Annotated in this window: 13 protein-coding genes, 1 tRNA gene and 1 pseudogene; 13 read left to right on the top strand and 2 right to left on the bottom strand. The window is 53.0% G+C overall.

All coding sequences use genetic code 11. From position 1 onward, the window contains the following. Positions 1-80: 80 nt before the first annotated feature. The 7 genes and pseudogenes from cutC to NH461_RS10295 all read left to right on the top strand — a co-directional run bounded on the left by cutC (position 81) and on the right by NH461_RS10295 (position 7,428). The gene (gene cutC / locus NH461_RS10325; protein ID WP_261600271.1) at positions 81-3,485 is read left to right on the top strand and encodes a choline trimethylamine-lyase; all 3,405 of its coding nucleotides are present in this window, start codon (positions 81-83) and stop codon (positions 3,483-3,485) included. A 69-nt stretch (positions 3,486-3,554) separates the two neighbouring features. Next, positions 3,555-4,523 (top strand): choline TMA-lyase-activating enzyme, encoded by a 969-nt coding sequence (gene cutD / locus NH461_RS10320; RefSeq protein WP_261600270.1) that lies wholly within the window; start codon positions 3,555-3,557, stop codon positions 4,521-4,523. A gap of 7 nt (positions 4,524-4,530) precedes the next feature. Beyond that, positions 4,531-4,773 (top strand): annotated as a pseudogene (locus NH461_RS10315) (BMC domain-containing protein); the annotation flags it as partial. A gap of 368 nt (positions 4,774-5,141) precedes the next feature. Next, positions 5,142-5,813 (top strand): phosphate propanoyltransferase, encoded by a 672-nt coding sequence (locus NH461_RS10310; protein WP_261600269.1) that lies wholly within the window; start codon positions 5,142-5,144, stop codon positions 5,811-5,813. A 54-nt stretch (positions 5,814-5,867) separates the two neighbouring features. After that, positions 5,868-6,632 carry a hypothetical protein gene (locus NH461_RS10305; protein WP_261600268.1) on the top strand — a complete coding sequence of 255 codons (765 nt, stop codon included), beginning with the start codon at positions 5,868-5,870 and terminating at the stop codon, positions 6,630-6,632. A 56-nt stretch (positions 6,633-6,688) separates the two neighbouring features. Beyond that, a complete protein-coding gene (locus NH461_RS10300; RefSeq protein ID WP_255387914.1) occupies positions 6,689-7,087 on the top strand; it encodes a DMT family transporter in 399 nt (132 codons plus the stop codon). Positions 7,088-7,098: 11 nt separating this feature from the next. Beyond that, positions 7,099-7,428, top strand: a complete 330-nt coding sequence (locus NH461_RS10295) for a DMT family transporter (RefSeq protein ID WP_261600267.1) — start codon at positions 7,099-7,101, stop codon at positions 7,426-7,428. A 90-nt stretch (positions 7,429-7,518) separates the two neighbouring features. On the opposite strand, the gene NH461_RS10290 is transcribed toward NH461_RS10295, so the two are convergent. Continuing rightward, on the bottom strand, positions 7,519-8,856 hold the full coding sequence (locus NH461_RS10290) for an IS4 family transposase (protein WP_261600266.1): 1,338 nt from the start codon (positions 8,854-8,856) through the stop codon (positions 7,519-7,521). A gap of 833 nt (positions 8,857-9,689) precedes the next feature. Here NH461_RS10290 and NH461_RS10285 point away from each other — a divergent pair. The 3 genes from NH461_RS10285 to NH461_RS10275 all read left to right on the top strand — a co-directional run bounded on the left by NH461_RS10285 (position 9,690) and on the right by NH461_RS10275 (position 13,836). Then, positions 9,690-11,387, top strand: coding sequence for a methyl-accepting chemotaxis protein (locus tag NH461_RS10285; protein WP_261600265.1), 1,698 nt, complete (start codon positions 9,690-9,692; stop codon positions 11,385-11,387). A gap of 347 nt (positions 11,388-11,734) precedes the next feature. After that, positions 11,735-13,396, top strand: coding sequence for a tetratricopeptide repeat-containing response regulator (locus tag NH461_RS10280; protein ID WP_261600264.1), 1,662 nt, complete (start codon positions 11,735-11,737; stop codon positions 13,394-13,396). Positions 13,397-13,452: 56 nt separating this feature from the next. Next, a complete protein-coding gene (locus NH461_RS10275; RefSeq protein ID WP_261600263.1) occupies positions 13,453-13,836 on the top strand; it encodes a VOC family protein in 384 nt (127 codons plus the stop codon). Positions 13,837-14,062: 226 nt separating this feature from the next. Here the strand turns inward: NH461_RS10275 and NH461_RS10270 are convergent, their stop codons facing one another. Continuing rightward, positions 14,063-14,263: a hypothetical protein gene (locus NH461_RS10270; protein ID WP_261600262.1), complete on the bottom strand. Its 201-nt coding sequence runs from the start codon at positions 14,261-14,263 to the stop codon at positions 14,063-14,065. Between the two features lie 386 nt (positions 14,264-14,649). Between NH461_RS10270 and NH461_RS10265 the strand changes: the two genes are divergently transcribed. The 3 genes from NH461_RS10265 (at position 14,650) to NH461_RS10255 (ending at position 16,716) form a co-directional block, all read left to right on the top strand. Next, positions 14,650-15,570: a sugar kinase gene (locus NH461_RS10265; protein ID WP_261600261.1), complete on the top strand. Its 921-nt coding sequence runs from the start codon at positions 14,650-14,652 to the stop codon at positions 15,568-15,570. A gap of 14 nt (positions 15,571-15,584) precedes the next feature. Beyond that, a complete protein-coding gene (locus NH461_RS10260; protein WP_261600260.1) occupies positions 15,585-16,217 on the top strand; it encodes a bifunctional 4-hydroxy-2-oxoglutarate aldolase/2-dehydro-3-deoxy-phosphogluconate aldolase in 633 nt (210 codons plus the stop codon). A gap of 425 nt (positions 16,218-16,642) precedes the next feature. Continuing rightward, positions 16,643-16,716: transfer RNA gene (locus NH461_RS10255), tRNA-Cys, on the top strand. The last annotated feature ends 138 nt before the right edge of the window (positions 16,717-16,854 follow it).

The raw sequence follows: 16,854 nt of genomic DNA, 5'->3' as shown, positions 1-16,854 counted from the left end.
CAACGCACAACAATCCAATATCCCACGGCTGGGCGTCAGGCCCGGTCGACAGTGAAACATATCATTAGGAGAGGCTGAAGATGGCCAACTATTCCCTCACGCCGCGTGTAAAAATGCTGGCGGAAAGACTGCTTACGCAAAAAAGCACCATTAGCGCCGAGCGCGCAACGATTCTGGCATCCATGGGCGACGATATCGCCGGGATGCCGCCGATGGTCAAAAATGCCCATCAGTTTTCCCAGTTGATGGCTGAGCTGCCGGTTTATATCGGTCAGGACGAACTGATTGTCGGCAGCCAGTCGTCTCAGGCACGCGGGGCGATCTTCCACACCGAAGCCGAACTGAACAACGAATCGGTGTTTGGCTTCCTCAACTGCGAGAAAACCAACAGTCCTGATTACATGTCGGTGATCAGCTCCGGTTTCCAGGTCCTGGAACAACACATCGAGATGCGCCTGAAAAATATCGGCAGCGCAATCAGCCGCAGCGGCATGGACGAAGTGAATCAGGGTAAGGCAATGATCTTTGCCTGCAACGGTGCCGTGGCGCTGGCCAACAAACTGGCCACCGAAATGGCGCGCATGGCTGAAACGGAAACTCACCCGTACCGCCAGGCTGAGCTGCAAGAAACTGCCGCGATCCTTCGCCGCGTTCCGGCGCAACCGGCACAGACCTTCAAGGAAGCCTGTCAGGCCTTCTATCTGTTCCAGCTGATGATGCATCTGGATAACGGCAGTTACGCCGTGGGTGCGACCGGTTTCGATAAGGCGCTGTACAGCTACTATCAACGTGATCTGCAGAGCGGTGCAATCACCGAGCAGCAGGCATACGAGGTGATTGAGTGCCTGTGGCTGAAACTGAGTGAGCTGTCTGAAGTTCGTGCTGAGAAAGCCGTCGACGGTTACCCGATGTTCGACTGGATGGTCCAGGGCGGCCGTTTCGAAGACAGCCAGCTGGTGATCAATGATCTGTCCAAGATGCTGCTGGCAGCCCGGAACAACCTGGCAAGCCTGGACAGCAAGCTGACGGTTCGCCTGTATCGTGCGGGCGGTGCTGCCATGTCAACTGCTGCGCCACAAGCTGCGGGCGAGTCTGAAATGAAAGCCATGGAAGGCCTGACGCCGCGGATGCAGCGCCTGCGCCAGAACTACCTGAAAGCGCGCCCGAGTGTGTCTATCTACCGTGCGTTGGCTTTCACCGAAGTAACCAAGCAGCATCAGGGTTTGCCGACAATCCTGCTGCGTGCCAAGGCGTTCCGCGTTGCCTGTGAAACCGCGCCGCTCCTGATCCAGGATGACGAGTTGATTGTTGGTCACCCTTGTGGCAAGCCACGTGCAGGTGCCTTCTCGCCGGATATCGCATGGCGCTGGGTTCGTGACGAGCTCGATACCATGAGCACCCGTCCGCAGGATCCGTTCGAGATCTCCGAAGAAGACAAGAAGGTGATCCGCGAAGAGATCGTCCCGTTCTGGGAAGGCCGCTCTCTGGATGAGATCTGTGAAGCACAGTACCGCGAAGCGGGTTTGTGGGCGTTCAGCGGCGAGACTTACGTCAGTGATCTGTCTTACCACCAGATCAACGGGGGCGGCGATACCTGTCCGGGCTACGATGTCCTGCTGTTCACCAAGGGCATGAAAGGGATCAAGGCCGATGCCGAGGAAAAACTGGCTCAGCTGAGCATGGAAAACCCGGAAGACATCGACAAGATCTATTTCTACAAGGCGTCGATTGAAAGCTGTGAAGGTGTGATGGCTTACGCCAAGCGTCTGGCGAACCATGCCCGCGAGCTGGCCCTGACCGAAACCGATCCGGTGCGCCGTGCTGAGCTGTTCACCATTGCCGAAACCAATGAAAACGTGCCGGCTAACCCGCCGAAGACCTTTCAGGAAGCCTTGCAAAGTGTCTGGACCGTTGAATCCCTGTTTGAGGTCGAAGAAAACCAGACCGGCTTGTCACTGGGTCGTCTGGACCAGTACTGCTACCCGATGTATCAGGCCGATATTGAATCCGGCCGCCTGACCCAGGAAGAAGCCCTGGAGATGATGCAGGCCTTCATCATCAAGTGTGCCGAGCTGATGTGGATGTCAAGCGAGCTGGGCGCGAAATACTTCGCCGGCTATCAGCCATTCATCAACCTGACTGTCGGTGGCCAGAAGCGGATGGGCGGTGATGCGACCAACGACCTGACCCTGCTGATCATGGATGCCGTGCGCTTCGTGAAGGTGTACCAGCCATCGCTGGCATGCCGGATCCACAACCAATCGCCACAGCACTACATGGAAAAAATCGTCGAGGTGGTGAAGGCGGGTATGGGCTTCCCGGCGTGTCACTTCGATGACTCGCACATCAAGATGATGCTGCGCAAAGGTTACGACTTCGAAGATGCCCGTGACTACTGTCTGATGGGCTGTGTCGAACCGCAGAAATCCGGTCGTATCTACCAGTGGACCTCTACCGGGTACACCCAGTGGCCGATTGCAATTGAGTTCGTCCTCAACCGTGGCCGCATGGTGTTGTTCGATAGCTATCAGGGGCTGGATACTGGCGATCTGAATCAGCTGACCACCTTCGAAGCCTTCGATGCGGCGGTGAAAGAGCAAATCGCCCATATCGTCAAACTGTCTGCCGTCGGGACGGTGATCAGCCAGCGCGTCCACCGCGATGTGGCGCCGAAGCCGCTGATGTCACTGCTGGTGGAAGGCTGTATGGAACAGGGCAAAGACGTCAGTGCCGGGGGCGCGGTGGTGAACTATGGCCCGGGCCTGATCTTCTCCGGCCTGGCAACCTATGTCGATTCCATGGCCGCGATCCGCAAGCTGGTCTTCGAAGACAAGAAATACACCCTGGAGCAAATGCGCGATGCGATGCTGGCTAACTTCGAAGGTTACGAAGAGCTGCGCCGTGACTGTCTGAACGCACCGAAGTTCGGTAACGATGATAACTATGCCGATGCGTTCGCGCTGGATATCACCGAGTGGACCGAGCGTGAGTGTGGCAAGTACCGGATGCTTTACTCGCGTCTGAGCCACGGCACCCTGTCGATTTCCAACAACACCCCGATTGGTGAACTGACCAATGCGACCCCGAACGGCCGTCTGGCGTGGATGCCGCTGTCTGACGGGATCAGCCCGACGCAGGGAGCAGATAAGCAAGGCCCGACAGCGATTATCAAATCCGTGAGCAAAATGAATGTTGAAACCATGAACATCGGCATGGTGCACAACTTCAAGTTCCTCAAAGGCCTGCTTGATACCCCGGAAGGCAAGAACGGTCTGATCACCTTGCTGCGCACGGCTTCGATTCTCGGCAATGGCCAGATGCAGTTCAGCTATGTCGATAACGAAGTACTGAAGAAGGCCCAGCAGGAGCCTGAGAAATACCGCGACCTGATCGTGCGTGTTGCCGGCTACAGCGCCTACTTCGTCGAGCTTTGCAAGGAAGTTCAGGACGAGATCATCAGCCGTACCGTATTGGAAAAATTCTGACCCAGCGCCAGGGGCCGCAAGGCCCCTGATCAAAACCACGAAGCGCGAGCGAAGTGAGGAGAATAAATAATGACTGGGATAGCACAAGCGAGCAAAGACACCGAGCTGACCGGGCGGATTTTTAATATCCAGAAATATTCCATTTATGACGGTGACGGGATCCGCACGCTGATTTTCTTCAAAGGCTGCAACCTGAAATGCGACTGGTGCGCCAACCCCGAGGGGCTGAGCAGCAAGTTCCAGGTGATGTTCAGCCAGGACAAATGTGTCGCCTGCGGCAAATGTGCCGAGGTCTGTCCTGCCGGGGTGCACCTGATGAGCACCGGGGCAGACGGTAAGGCCCTACACAAGATCAACCGGACGGTGGACTGCATTGGCTGCCGGAAGTGTGAAGAAGTGTGCATGGGCGATGCGCTGGATGTGATGGGCAAAGATGTCACGGTCTCCGAGCTGATGGAAATCATCATGCAGGACTACGACTTCTATATGTCTTCCGGCGGCGGGGTGACTTTGGGCGGCGGTGAGCTGAGCCTGCAGGCGGATTTCGCCACGGCCCTGCTGACCGAATGCAAAAAGCAGATGATCAACACCGCGATCGAAACTCAGGGCACCACTTCCCTGGAGAACTACCAGAAACTGGCGACATGCACGGATCTGTTCCTGTTTGATATCAAGCAGATTGATACCAACCAACACCGTCAGTTGCTCGGGATCGGGAACGAAGGAGTAAAACGCAACCTCGAGTATCTGGTCGATATGGGCGCCAACATCGTGATCCGGATGCCGTTGATCCGGGGCTACAACGATTCTTACGACGCGATCACCGGGGCATTCAGCTATGTCATGGAGCTTGCCAAGCGCGGCAATATCCAGCGCATCGACGTGCTGCCATACCACCAGTTTGGCAAAACCAAGTACGACAAACTCGACATGATTTACCCAATCAAACAAGACCTTGGCTATAGCGACGATGAGCTGGATCAGCTGAGTGCCTTCTTTACCCAGTTCGATTTTGATATCCGCTTGGTTCGACATTAAGGAGGAAATGAAGATGACCAGTTTGGGCGTCATAGAAACCCGGGGTCTGACATCTGCCATTCAGGCTGCTGATGCGGCCTGCAAATCGGCAGCTGTCAACCTTGTGGGTTACAAGAAAATTGGTTCGGGGCTGGTGTCCGTGATGTTTCACGGCGAGATCAGCGCCGTATCGGCGGCGGTCGAAAACGGTGTCGAGGCGGCGAAAGACGTCGTGGCATCACTGGTGATTGCCCGTCCGGACGAGAGTGTGCTGGCGATGCTGGAAAATGAGGTATGCCCACAGCCAGTGCTTGTCACCGAAGCTGAACCTGAAGTGGATTCTGCAGCAGAGATGGCGAGGTCAGACGGTGCAGAACCAAAAAACCAGGCAGTTTCTGAAGCGGCCAAAGAGGCAGAGGCAAAGCCAGAAGCAAAGCCTGTCGACGTTGATGAAGTAAAAGCCGACGACGCTGACGCCGACGTAGTTGAAGTCAAAGTGGCCGCGAGCAAGGCCGAAGAAAAACCGGTAGCAACAAGCCATCAGGCAACAGCCGGACAGAGTGGCAGCGCGACTCGTACATCGGGCGATAAGCCTGCCGCGAAACGCTCTACCCGGACCCGCAGACAAGGAACACGCCAATGATTAGCGCAACATTAATGGCACAGATTGAGCAGAAACTACCGCCGAGCTGCCGCGAGGAAGCCGCGATATTGAGCTCGGCCATGTCCGATGCCGTGTCGGACCTCGGTATTCCGACCGGGGTCTCCAATCGCCATGTTCACCTGAGCCAGCCCGATATCGAGGCGCTGTTCGGGGAGGGGTATCAGCTCACGCCTATCAAGGCGCTCAAGCAGCCGGGCCAGTTCGCAGCCAAAGAGTGCGTCACCATCGTCGGACCGAAGGGCTCGATTCAGCGGGTCCGTGTGCTTGGTCCGGCGCGGGCAGAAACCCAGCTCGAGGTCTCGAAAGCTGACTGCTACACCCTGGGTATCAAGGCACCGGTTCGTGAATCGGGCGATCTGACAGGCTCGGCAGATGCCTTGCTGGTCGGCACGGCTGGCTACTGCCACCTTGATTCGAAAGTGATTTGTGCCCAGCGCCATATCCACATGAGCCCGCAGGATGCTGCGCGGTTTCAGGTCGAGAACGGCCAGCGGGTGAAGGTGCGTGCCGGTGGTGGTTGTGGGGTGGTGTTCGAGCAGGTGGTGGTGCGGGTCAGCCCAGCGTACGCGCTGGAGTTCCATATCGACACCGACGAAGCCAATGCGGCAGGGCTCCGCTCCGGGGAAGACGTTTATCTGGCGAGATAAGTCAACCGGCCAGACAAGCTCGCCAAATTAGTGGCTGAGTGAAGAGAGGTAGGAATGAACGAGCAACAGATTGAAGCCCTGGTGAAACGCGTACTCGCGGGCATGCAGCCTCGCACCCTGATTGTGCTGGGGGGGGATGCGGACTATCAGTCCCTGATCATTGCGCGTCTTCAGCAGTGTTCGCAGCGCCGATTCGCTATCTACATCCCGCCTTCTGCGGCTGCCGCACATTCAGCGGTTCAGTGGCAGGAAGTGGGGGAGATCCTTTCTTGGGACGGCCGCGATCCGGCGCAGTTTCTGTCCGGTTTCGAGGCGGTGTGGTTGCCGTTTCTCGACCCGGCAACGCTGGCCGAGATCGCCAACGGCTTGTTTGGATCGCCAGGTGCCGTACTGGTACAAACCGCCCTGATGAAAGGGATGCCGACAACGGCACTGGATTATCAATGCCGGCTTGACAGTGAGCTGAACCAGCTGAAGGGACTGGCCAATAATCCGGCCATGACTGCAAGGCTGGCATCGCAGCGTCAGGCGGTGCAGGCACTGGGCTTAACGCTCGGTTCGATCTCGGTATTTGATGCAGAACCCCGGGAGGCGGGCTGCAAAGCCCTTTCGCCCATCTCAAAAGCAACAGACGCAAGAGCAATAAGCTCAAGAACAGCAACTGCAATAACAACAAATGCAAACGCGCCGGCAGAGTCTGCATCGCCGCGCTTCATCACCCTCTCGGAAGTGATGGCGCAGGGGGGGGCTGCGTTCTCGGAGCAAGATCGGCTCACTGATCTGGCTCAGGAGTATGTCAAGGCTCAGCAGGTTGGTTAGCGAACGCTTTATCTGATTCGTAAACAAAAAATTGAAAGCAAACTTTAGGAGTATTTATGTCTGAATCTGTAAAAAAATGGCTCTGGATGGCGCTGGTCATTGCCTCCGAAACCTCAGCCACCTCAACCCTGAAAATGTTCGACACCAGTGAAGGCTTTACCAAAACAGCGTTGCTGGCGGTGATCGTGCTGCTGTACGTGGTGTGTTACTACTCGTTGTCTCAGGCGGTGAAGTACCTGCCGGTCGGTCTTGCCTACGCAACCTGGTCGGGGACCGGGATCCTGTTGGTTTCGACGCTGGGCATGGTGTTCTACGGCCAGCATCCGGATATGGCCGCGATGATCGGCATGCTGATCATTGCCAGCGGGATCATCATCATGAACCTGTTCTCCAAAATGGGTGAAGAAGAAAGCGAAGCACCAATCGAACTGAAAACTGAAGAAGCGAAAGGGTAAGGAGAGATACCATGTTTAACGTAGGTTTTTTGTGGCTGGCACTGTCAATTTGCTCTGAAATTACCGGGACTTCATACATCAAGAAAACCAATAACTTCCGCAATCCGGCGATGTCGGCATTGGTCATCGGTGCATACAGCTTGTGCTACTTCGCGCTGACTAAGGCGATGGGATATATCCCGGTCGGGATTGCTTATTCGCTCTGGTGTGGTTTCGGTATTATTGGTGTCACGATTTTCTCGATGATCCTGTACAAGCAGAAGCCTGACTTTCCGGCCATGCTGGCGATGGGCTTGATCATCTCCGGTGGCGTGATCATGAACGTGTTCTCGCAGATGTAACACATCATACCGCCCGCATGCGTTCCAGGTTTCATGGATACATGTGACCGGAAGAAATCGAAAGCCCCGAGTGAGTCTCCGCAATGCAGTTCACTTAAGGGGAGCTGCATGGCGATTAACCGGGTAGCGGGTCTTTGATATCTTAACTGCCCTGGGCCTAGATGGCCTGGGGCGATTTTCCTTGAAGAGCACTGACAGGTCCCCCCGTAGTGCCTTTAGCCTCTTGGGCGTGTTTCCCGGTGACAGTGCCTTACTCATTACCCTGAGCTGACTTGCAATAAACTGGCAGGCGTACTTGAAGCTTATTTCTGTGGGGGCTCTGTCATGCGCCACAGCCGCCTGGCTTGCCTCTCTCCTGACCAGGTTGTAGCCGAGAAGCAACCCCCATAACTCTTGATAAACCAGCTCGACCGTTTTGCTCCGCAAGGTAAGAGAATTGTGCTGCATGGAGCTCTTTATATCGCGGTAGCCCAGTTCAATCTCCCAGCGTTCGTGGTATAGGGTGGCAACCTGCTCGGCGCTGTACATCTCTCTTGGCAGGGAGGTGAAAACCGTTTTCTCTTTCCCGTCTACCTCATAGGTGACTGCCCGTACCTGCCATTTCTCAGGAAGGGTCGGATTCTTCTTTCTCGCTTGGGGCGAGACCTTCATCTCGATAAGGTTGTCATTGGTTTCCTCCTCGTCGAGAAGTGTGTATACCACGCCTTTTTTAGCAGGAATAAGCCAATGTCGGTTTGCCCCGCTGGCAGAGATGCCCAGCAACAGGCTTGCTCCGTAAAATCCCTTATCCAGCAAAGTCACCGAGTTATCCGGCAGCGAGTTGATAAAGGGTTGGGCCAGCGGTATTTCACCTCGGCGATAAGGGCTGATATCGGCATCAATGATGATATGGGAACGCACGTTCATCATGGTGACAAGACGGAGTACAGGGTAAGGTGTCTGGCGCTTTCCGGATGTGTTTCCCGAACCGAAGTGTTCGCGAAGCCCGGGGGTATCCGGGGTCCTGAACAGAGCCCCATCAACAGCAAAAACCTGAAGTTTATTCCAGCTGTCTTCCGGGTACCTTTCTTTACCCCATACCTGAGCACACTGTTTGAACAGCCATTTAGGCGCTTCCTTTCCCAGTCGCTGACGGGCTTGTGTCAGAGCACTCTTGGCCAGGAGTTCCTCGTTTGCCAACCCTTCGGCACAGACATTCATACGGCGGGCCACTTCAGCTATAGGCTCATTGCGGAAAAAGGCCATACCGACAATAAGCCAGAGCACCATATCACTGGGGAGCCGTCTTCGTCTGATGGTTGCCTGAGTCGATAAAGATGTAGCTCTGGCAACCCACTCGTCGGGAACGTGTTCAGAGAAAGTGGTCAGCTGGGAGATATCGACAGGAGACTCTTCAAGAAAATCAGTGAGTGCGGAAGCTAAGGGCATAAAAAAACCGGAAACCAGTAAATGATTTCCGATTTTGACGCATCAGAAGGATCAGTCAACCGATCCTTAACTGATCAGCATTGCGAGTGAGTCTCCGGGGCTTTTTCTTTACTGGATTGACAGCTCAGGACAGAACTGGATTGATTGGCGATGACCGTGATGATAGAGAACTATAAAAGGAAACCTGTTCATGTGTTACTGAATGTGCAATGTGGTTTATTTGAAAAAATATTTAATTTTAATGTTGATCGGAATGAATGCCTATGACAAGTGATTACACCGAATGTGGAAATAATATCGTTTAAATGAATCTGATATAAATTTCAAAAGTTTATTTAATTGTCATCCGTATATTTTTTCTGTAATCTCAACGATGCCTTATTTTCCACAGAGACAGACACGTAAGACCGGATAGGGTCGACTTCTTTTTTCCGCGCTCATTCCACCGCTCTGGTGTGTCCCTACGCCCCTGATGTTTTCTGATGTCTTTATGCTTCCTGACATGCGAGATGTGTCCTGTCATTATGCTGCTCCCCGGTTCTGCTTTCATGAAGATCAGCTGAGGCGGAAAGCACCCTCATAGCCGCTGGATGTATGAGGCGTGAAATGAAAGTGTGCCAATGTCTTTATAAATCACGAATGAATTAACCCGATGTCTTTCTATATTGTATATATACTTGGAATACACCCTGTCTATATTGGTAGCGGCTACCGTTTTGCGCGATGTAATTTCCGAGGTGGGGTGAAACTGTTATTTAATTTTTATTTTTCCGGAAGTGTTTTATTCGGTAGGCAAGGGTGTATTAAGCGCGGAAATGATTTAGGGATGAACTATGAAAGTCAAAACTGCAATCATTCTATTCCTTGGCGGGATATGTCTGAATCAGGCAATATTAGTGGGTGGGGTCTTTTGGCAGAAAAAACTCATTGAAAAACAAGGAGAAGTATATTCACAAAAAGAGCGACAAGAACGGATCATTCAGGAATTTATCCAGTCATCGGAAGATTTGACCCGACTGTCCCGAAGTTATGCGGTCACCGGTAATCCGCAGTTTCTGACGGCCTATCGATCGATTGTTGATTGGCGAAACGGCCAGTCTCCCCGTCCTGAATCGTTGTCCATTTCACCCGGCGCGACCATCTCGCAGCAAGCTTTGATGCAGGCGAACGGGATCAACCGGACGGAAATGGCGTTCTACCAACAAGCGCTGAGCCAGTCCGATACGCTGGTCAAGCTCGAAGAGCAGGCGATGCAGTCGGTACAATCCGGGCGGTTACATCCCGGTCCGGCCACGCCGCAGGCGGGTGAAACTGTCAATCAGTTCGCGACCCGGGTGCTCTATGATGCCAATTATTTTGGTGAACTGGCTTTGATCCGGCGCGCGGTTGATCAGCTATCGCAAGCGGTTCTGATGCGGACGGCGTCCGATGTTGCCGTGGTCGAAGCTGAGGCTTCTGCGACACAACAGGTGTTGTTGATCGTGCAGGTTGTGCTTACCGTGGTGCTGGCGATCGGTGCTTTGTGGATGGCGAAAAAGCTATTGGAGATGCTGGGCGGCGAGCCGGACGATATCGCTACCCTGGTTCAGCAAGTGTCTTCTGGTCAGCTTCGTGAGCAGGGTGAATCGGTGCAGGACGCCAGGGGTATCTACAAGCATGTCTTGCAGATGAGAGGCAGCCTGCGTGATCTGGTCAGCGAACTGCTGACCCTGACGAATGGGCTCAATCACGCATCACAGAGTTTGACCGCCAGCGCGACAGATATGCGGGCCGGTACCGCACAGCAGACGTTGGCGCTGGAGCAGACGGCGACCGCGATGAATGAGATGTCGACGACGGTGGAAGATGTTGCCCGGAATACGGTTCAGGCAGCAGATGCCGCGAAAGAGGCGAGTGGCGCGTCGCAGCAAGGGATGGATCGGATTGGCACCATGACTACCCAGGTTCAGAATCTGGCGCAATCGATGGAGCAGATCAGCGCTCGGATGCGGGGATTGGAGCAGCAAAGTGACGCGATTGGGGGGATCCTCGATGTGATTCGTGGCATTGCTGAGCAAACCAACTTGCTGGCTTTGAATGCGGCGATTGAAGCTGCCCGGGCCGGAGAGGCCGGGCGCGGATTTGCTGTGGTTGCAGATGAAGTCCGGGAGCTGGCCAGCCGGACGCAGGACAGTACCGAAGAAATTCAGTCCTTGATTGTCAACTTGCAGCAGGAAACCAAAGGGTCGCTACACCATATTAATCAAAATGCCCAGTTCGCGGCTGAAACAGCGCATTTGGCAGAGGAGGTTCGGGGAGCGGTTGAAGTCATTTCCAATGCGATCACTGTGATTGAAGAGATGAACAACCAGATTGCGACGGCAGCAGAGCAGCAAAACATCACCACGATGGAAATCAATCGCGGTGTGGTGGAAATCAACGACAGTGCCAAGGAAAATGCCGATCGTGCTGAACGCACTTATGTTTCTGCTGAATCTCTTAGCAAGATGTCGGAGCAACTCAAGCACAGTACGTCCGCTTTTGCGGTTTGATTGAGGAAGATAGCTTGATTGAGGAAGATAGCGGGTCGAGTTCGCAGGTATTGCTTGTCCGACGATCCGAAATCTTCAACACGACCCCATTGCCAGTGTTGAATAGAGGTAAAGATTATTTGTCAGTGGATGATAAATAATCTTTTTTCATATGCAGAAGTGTCGTGGTTTCCCTACACTGAAATAAATGCTATAGAAATGGTAAGGAGCATCCAATATAAATCTTTCAACCTGAAAACACAGCGCAAGGATGCAATCGCTGTCGGCATAATTTTCAGTTGAGCTGAATATTTTACAGTGGCAGGCGGGGTGATCTGGGATTACCGGGTTGGCTAGGGAGGCTGTAAGTGCTTAAAGGGAAAAAGTTTTTACTCATTGATGACTGTAACACTGCAATTTCTTTGATGCGGTCGATGCTGAATTCGTTTGGGATCACCAATGATTTTATTGATAGTACAACCGATAGCATGAAGGCGATTCGGATGATGGTATCTCACAGTTATGATGTCGTCATTTGTGATTATAATATGCGGCATAATATTGACGGTGGGTTGATTTTTGACGAAGTCAAACGCCGCCAGTTACTACCGAGCGATGGGGTGTTTATTTGTGTCACCGGTGACAATTCCCAGCAGGTCGTTTCCCATTTTATTGAATTAGAACCGGATGATTATTTAATTAAACCTTTCTCTGCTGCCAAATTTTATGAACGTATTGAAATGGTTGCCGAAAGAAAATCAGCCCTTTATCCGCTTCTGCTCGCGATTGATAATAAGGAATATCAAACGGCGATTGGTCTTTGTAAACGATATAAAATTAGCTACCCCGATTATGCCGGGTATATCGACCGGATTAATGGTGACTGTTTGTTGCGTTCAGAGCGGCACCTGGAGGCCAAGAAGTTTTACGAAGAAGCATGCCAAAAAACTGACCATCTCTGGCCGCGGGTTGGGTATGGCCAGGCGCTGAAAGAGTTGGGTCAATTAAAAGAAGCGGAATCGGTGTTTCAGGAGATCCTGGACAAATACCCCAAACAGCCGTTGGCCCGGAAGCATCTGGCCGGGTGTTTACTGGTGTCCGATCGGGTGCCTGAAGCCCTGGAGCAGTTTAACATCCTGCATAAAGTTAACTCGGCCAATCCATTGCGTGAGTTGATCATTGCCAATTTGTACGCAGCGCTCCAGCAACATAAAAAAGCGGCGATTGGCTACCAGCGTTACACATCAAAAGTATCGGGCACCAGCCGGTTCAGCTACGGGGTCAACCTGAATGTTTCGGTGTCACTGATGTTGGCCAGTATTTATACCGAAGATGTTGCAGAGCACACCGAACTGGTTAAAGAGGCCCGCCATAATATCCACGAACAACGCATTGTCGGGGAAGCAGATGAAGAGCGCTATGAGAGCGAAATCAGTGCGCTGGTGGGCGTAGCGATCTTCGCCTGTCTGCACGGGGATATTGAGAATTGTTTTACCATTGTCAATAAAGTGAATTCACTTAATAAGCCGCTGACGGATTACTACACGGTGTTGAATGTTGCCAGACTTTATGGTTTTTGCGGGATGCCGGATAAGTACGAAAAAACCATGCAAATAGCGCGGGAGTTGTGTGCTTTAAGTGATGACGATGCCTTGATCCAAAGTCAGGTGAAGTTGCTCGAAGCCTGTCATGCCGAAATTAATCAGCGTCTCACCCGGGGAAACAAACTGGTCGATCAGGCATTTGAGAAACGTAAAAATAATCGGGCGACTGAAGCAATTGAAGATGCCTATCGGGCGTTCCATATGGTGCCGTTCCACTACCGGCTGTGTTTTCTGATCCTTGAGCTGACGGCATTGGCGACGCCATCGTTTTTAACCCCGAAAGAAGTGGAAGCGGTGATTTACTCATGTCATTGGGTTTATCAGAACGATACCCGGCCAACAGCCGCGGAAGTGAAACAAGCCGATGAATATTATCGGGTTGCCTTGCAGCGGATCGGTAATATGTCGAGGGTATCCATTGCTTGATAGCGGCCGCTGTCTTATGCGTAAATGCAGCTTTCAAATCAGGAACGAGAAAAACCATGCTCAACGGCATTCATCATGCAGCGATTATTTGCAGTGACTACACACGCTCGAAAGCGTTTTATACCCAAGTGCTTGGATTGAAAGTGCTCGCCGAGCACTATCGCACTGAGCGGGATTCCTATAAGTTAGATTTGCAGCTGCCGGACGGCAGTCAACTGGAGCTGTTTTCGTTTCCTGAGTCACCGCAACGGCCGAGTTATCCTGAAGCGTGCGGTTTGCGGCATCTGGCGTTTGGGGTGATGTCCGTGGAGGCGGCAGTTGAACATCTGTGCGCACACGGCATCACCGTCGAGCCCGTTCGGGTGGATGAATACACCGGCAAACGCTTTACCTTCTTTCAGGATCCGGACGGGCTGCCGCTGGAGCTGTATCAGGCCTAGTGCGGCTATGCTGCAAATTGAAAGGTGTTTGAATGTTACGATGCTCTTCTGAATACCGCGCTTAGTTTCGGATCAATCCGCGTTGTTTCGCACATCATGCTTTGCTTTCGACAACCGGCGATGATCCGGAAGTGCTCATGTGACGGCGGTGACGATGGTGAAGGCGGGTGACGCGGATCGATTCCCCGCCTTGGGGTCGGGCTGGTAGTACCAGCGAGGGCGGGTGTCAGCTCAATATGCCGATAATCAGGCCGGTAAACACGATACAGGCTGTGGCGAACATCCCATACTCGATTCGTTTTTCAACCAGACTTTCGACTTCATTTGCTTTCAGCGTCACCAGGCTGAACAGGCAGCCGCCGGCCAAACCGGTCAGCAACACGGCCAGACTAAACAGGAAAGCGTTGACGAAATCCATAACAACCATAATTTTCTCCTTTTGGGCATATAAGAATCAATTGCGTGCTTGTTTGACGTGGTTATTTTGCGATGTAGCACGTCTTATTTGTCTTTCTGAGGGCGGAATCATACCGTTTCTTCGCGGTGCTGTAATCTCCCGGTCGGGGGAAAATGCATTCTGACTTGGGCTTCGGGATTTGCAGGTAGGGAAGCAGGCAGTCATTACAGATCTTACCGTTGAGTATTTTGTCTTAAAATTAAGTTAAAAACGCTGTTCAGAATTAGATAACCCTTCTGATTTCAAGTCCGGAATATATTGCTGAAACTTCTGAAAATGCAGGGCGTTGTGGCAAAACAGAGCGCGTGTCATGGATTACGCTTTTAGAAGCACTGGTTTCGAAATGGGGAAGCCGCGTGAAAATTGCATTTTTTGGTGAGTGTATGGTGGAACTGAGCGGGCAGCCGCTGCGCCGAACCTTTGGTGGCGACACGCTCAACACGGCACTCTATCTGGCTCGGTTGGGGCGCTCACGTCAGTTGTCCGTCAGTTATGCCACGGCGTTGGGCACCGATCATATCAGTTCCGATATGCTCATGGCCTGGCAGGAAGAGCACATTGATACCGCTATGGTCCGTCGGCTGGAACACAAGTTGCCGGGATTGTATCTGGTGGAAACAGAACCCAGCGGTGAGCGCCATTTTCATTACTGGCGCAATGACAGCGCAGCGAAGTTTTACTTTGCCACGGCACTCAGCCCGCTTGAGCAAGCTATTCAAAACCGGCAGTTGGATGTTCTGTGTATCAGCGGGGTCAGCCTGGCTATTTTGGCAGAAGAGGCCAAAGCAATCCTGGTGACGCTGCTGGAACAAATGAAAGCCAATGGCGGCCGTGTGGTGTTCGACAATAACTTCCGCCCGCAACTGTGGACGGTCAAACAAGCGCAGTACTGGTATCAGCAGGCTTTGCCTTATGCGGATCTGGTGATTGCCAGTGAAGCCGATGAGCGGCGGATTTGGGGCGATTGCGATGTGCGTTATCGCTATCCTGATTTTGACTGTGACGAAGTGGTGGTGACCCGGGGCAGCCAGCCTTGCTTCGTGTATACCGAGATGCGTTCGGGAAACCCCGTGAAGAGCGTCGTGGCGGCCAAGGTCCTTGATACCACAACGGATCCCTGCGCGGTGGGGGATGCATTCGCGGCGGGATATCTGGCTGGCCGTTTGAGTGGCGAAAGCGCTACAATGGCGGCAGAGTTAGGCCACGAATTGGCCGCCATCGTGATTCAACATCCGGGAGCCATTATTCCACCGGAGGCGATGGAAGACATTTTGTAAGGAGAAACGTGTTCATGTCCCAAGCCCTGATCGATCAATTGGCCTCATTTAAAGTAATCCCCGTCATTCAAATCAATCGTGTAGAGCAGGCTGTCCCTTTGGCGAAAACACTGGTTGAGAATGGATTACCGGTTGCGGAAGTGACGTTTCGGACCGAAGCTGCCGCGGAAGCGATTCGGTTGATGCGTGACGCTTACCCTGAAATGTGTATTGGTGCGGGGACCGTACTGACGACTGAGCAAGTGGATCGGGCCAAAGCCGCCGGTGCAGAGTTTGTGGTGGCGCCGGGGCTGAATCCGAATACGGTGCGTTATTGCCAGACGCACAACATGCCGGTTATTCCGGGGGTGAATAACCCCAGCCAGATTGAACAAGCGCTGGAAATGGGGCTGACTTTTCTCAAGCTCTTTCCTGCGGAGGCCTCCGGCGGGGTTGCCATGGTGAAGGCGCTGCTTGCCCCGTATGTAGATGTTTCACTGATGCCGACCGGCGGGATCAGCAAGTCCAATGTGGGGGAGTATCTGGCGGTTGACCGGGTTGCCTGCTGTGGCGGTACCTGGATGGTGGCCCCAGCGCTGATTGAACAGGGTCAATGGGAAGAAGTCGGCCGGTTGGTACGTGAAGCCGTGGCATTGACCCAGGGATAAACCAGAGATTTGTTTTTTAACGCCGCAATGAGCGGCGTTTTTATTGCTATCAACATTAATATCAATATCACTATCGATAAGTATCGAATTTCCCCTGAACCCGGAGAAATGCCGCAGTCATGCATAGTTTCATCGTTTTAGTTTGCGCATTCGGCATCAATTTGACTCAGGTTTGTTAAACGGTTGGGTGGATAGCAGATGCATCAATCGCTTCTTTGGCATGGATAAGTAGTGGTAGGAGGGTTCCATCGCATAAAAAATCAGAGGTTTCGGCTTGGTTTGACCGCAAAACAGACACTTGGCCGAGATGGTCCAATTTTCTTATTGACTCAGTTGAGCCAATCCGTAGAATGCAGCCCATACCGCAGCGGGGTCACCCCTTAACCGGTTGAAACACTTTATTTCATGAAGTGTTGTGATGAAAAGGCGCGTTGGCAGAGTGGCTATGCAGCGGATTGCAAATCCGTGGACCTCGGTTCGACTCCGGGACGCGCCTCCATTTCGACAAGCCCGGCAGGTTGAGCGCAAGCTCATCACAGTTGAGGTTTCACCAGGTTTCCTTCAGAAGGGGAGCTTTGGATGTCGAAACAGATGAAACGATATGGCAGTGTTGCGGTATCGGACGATTGAATAACAA

The sequence above is a fragment of the Photobacterium sp. TY1-4 genome, assembly GCF_025398175.1.
Lineage (GTDB): Bacteria > Pseudomonadota > Gammaproteobacteria > Enterobacterales > Vibrionaceae > Photobacterium.
Note: the sequence above shows the minus strand (reverse complement) of the source record. Positions and strands in the feature narration are given on the sequence as shown.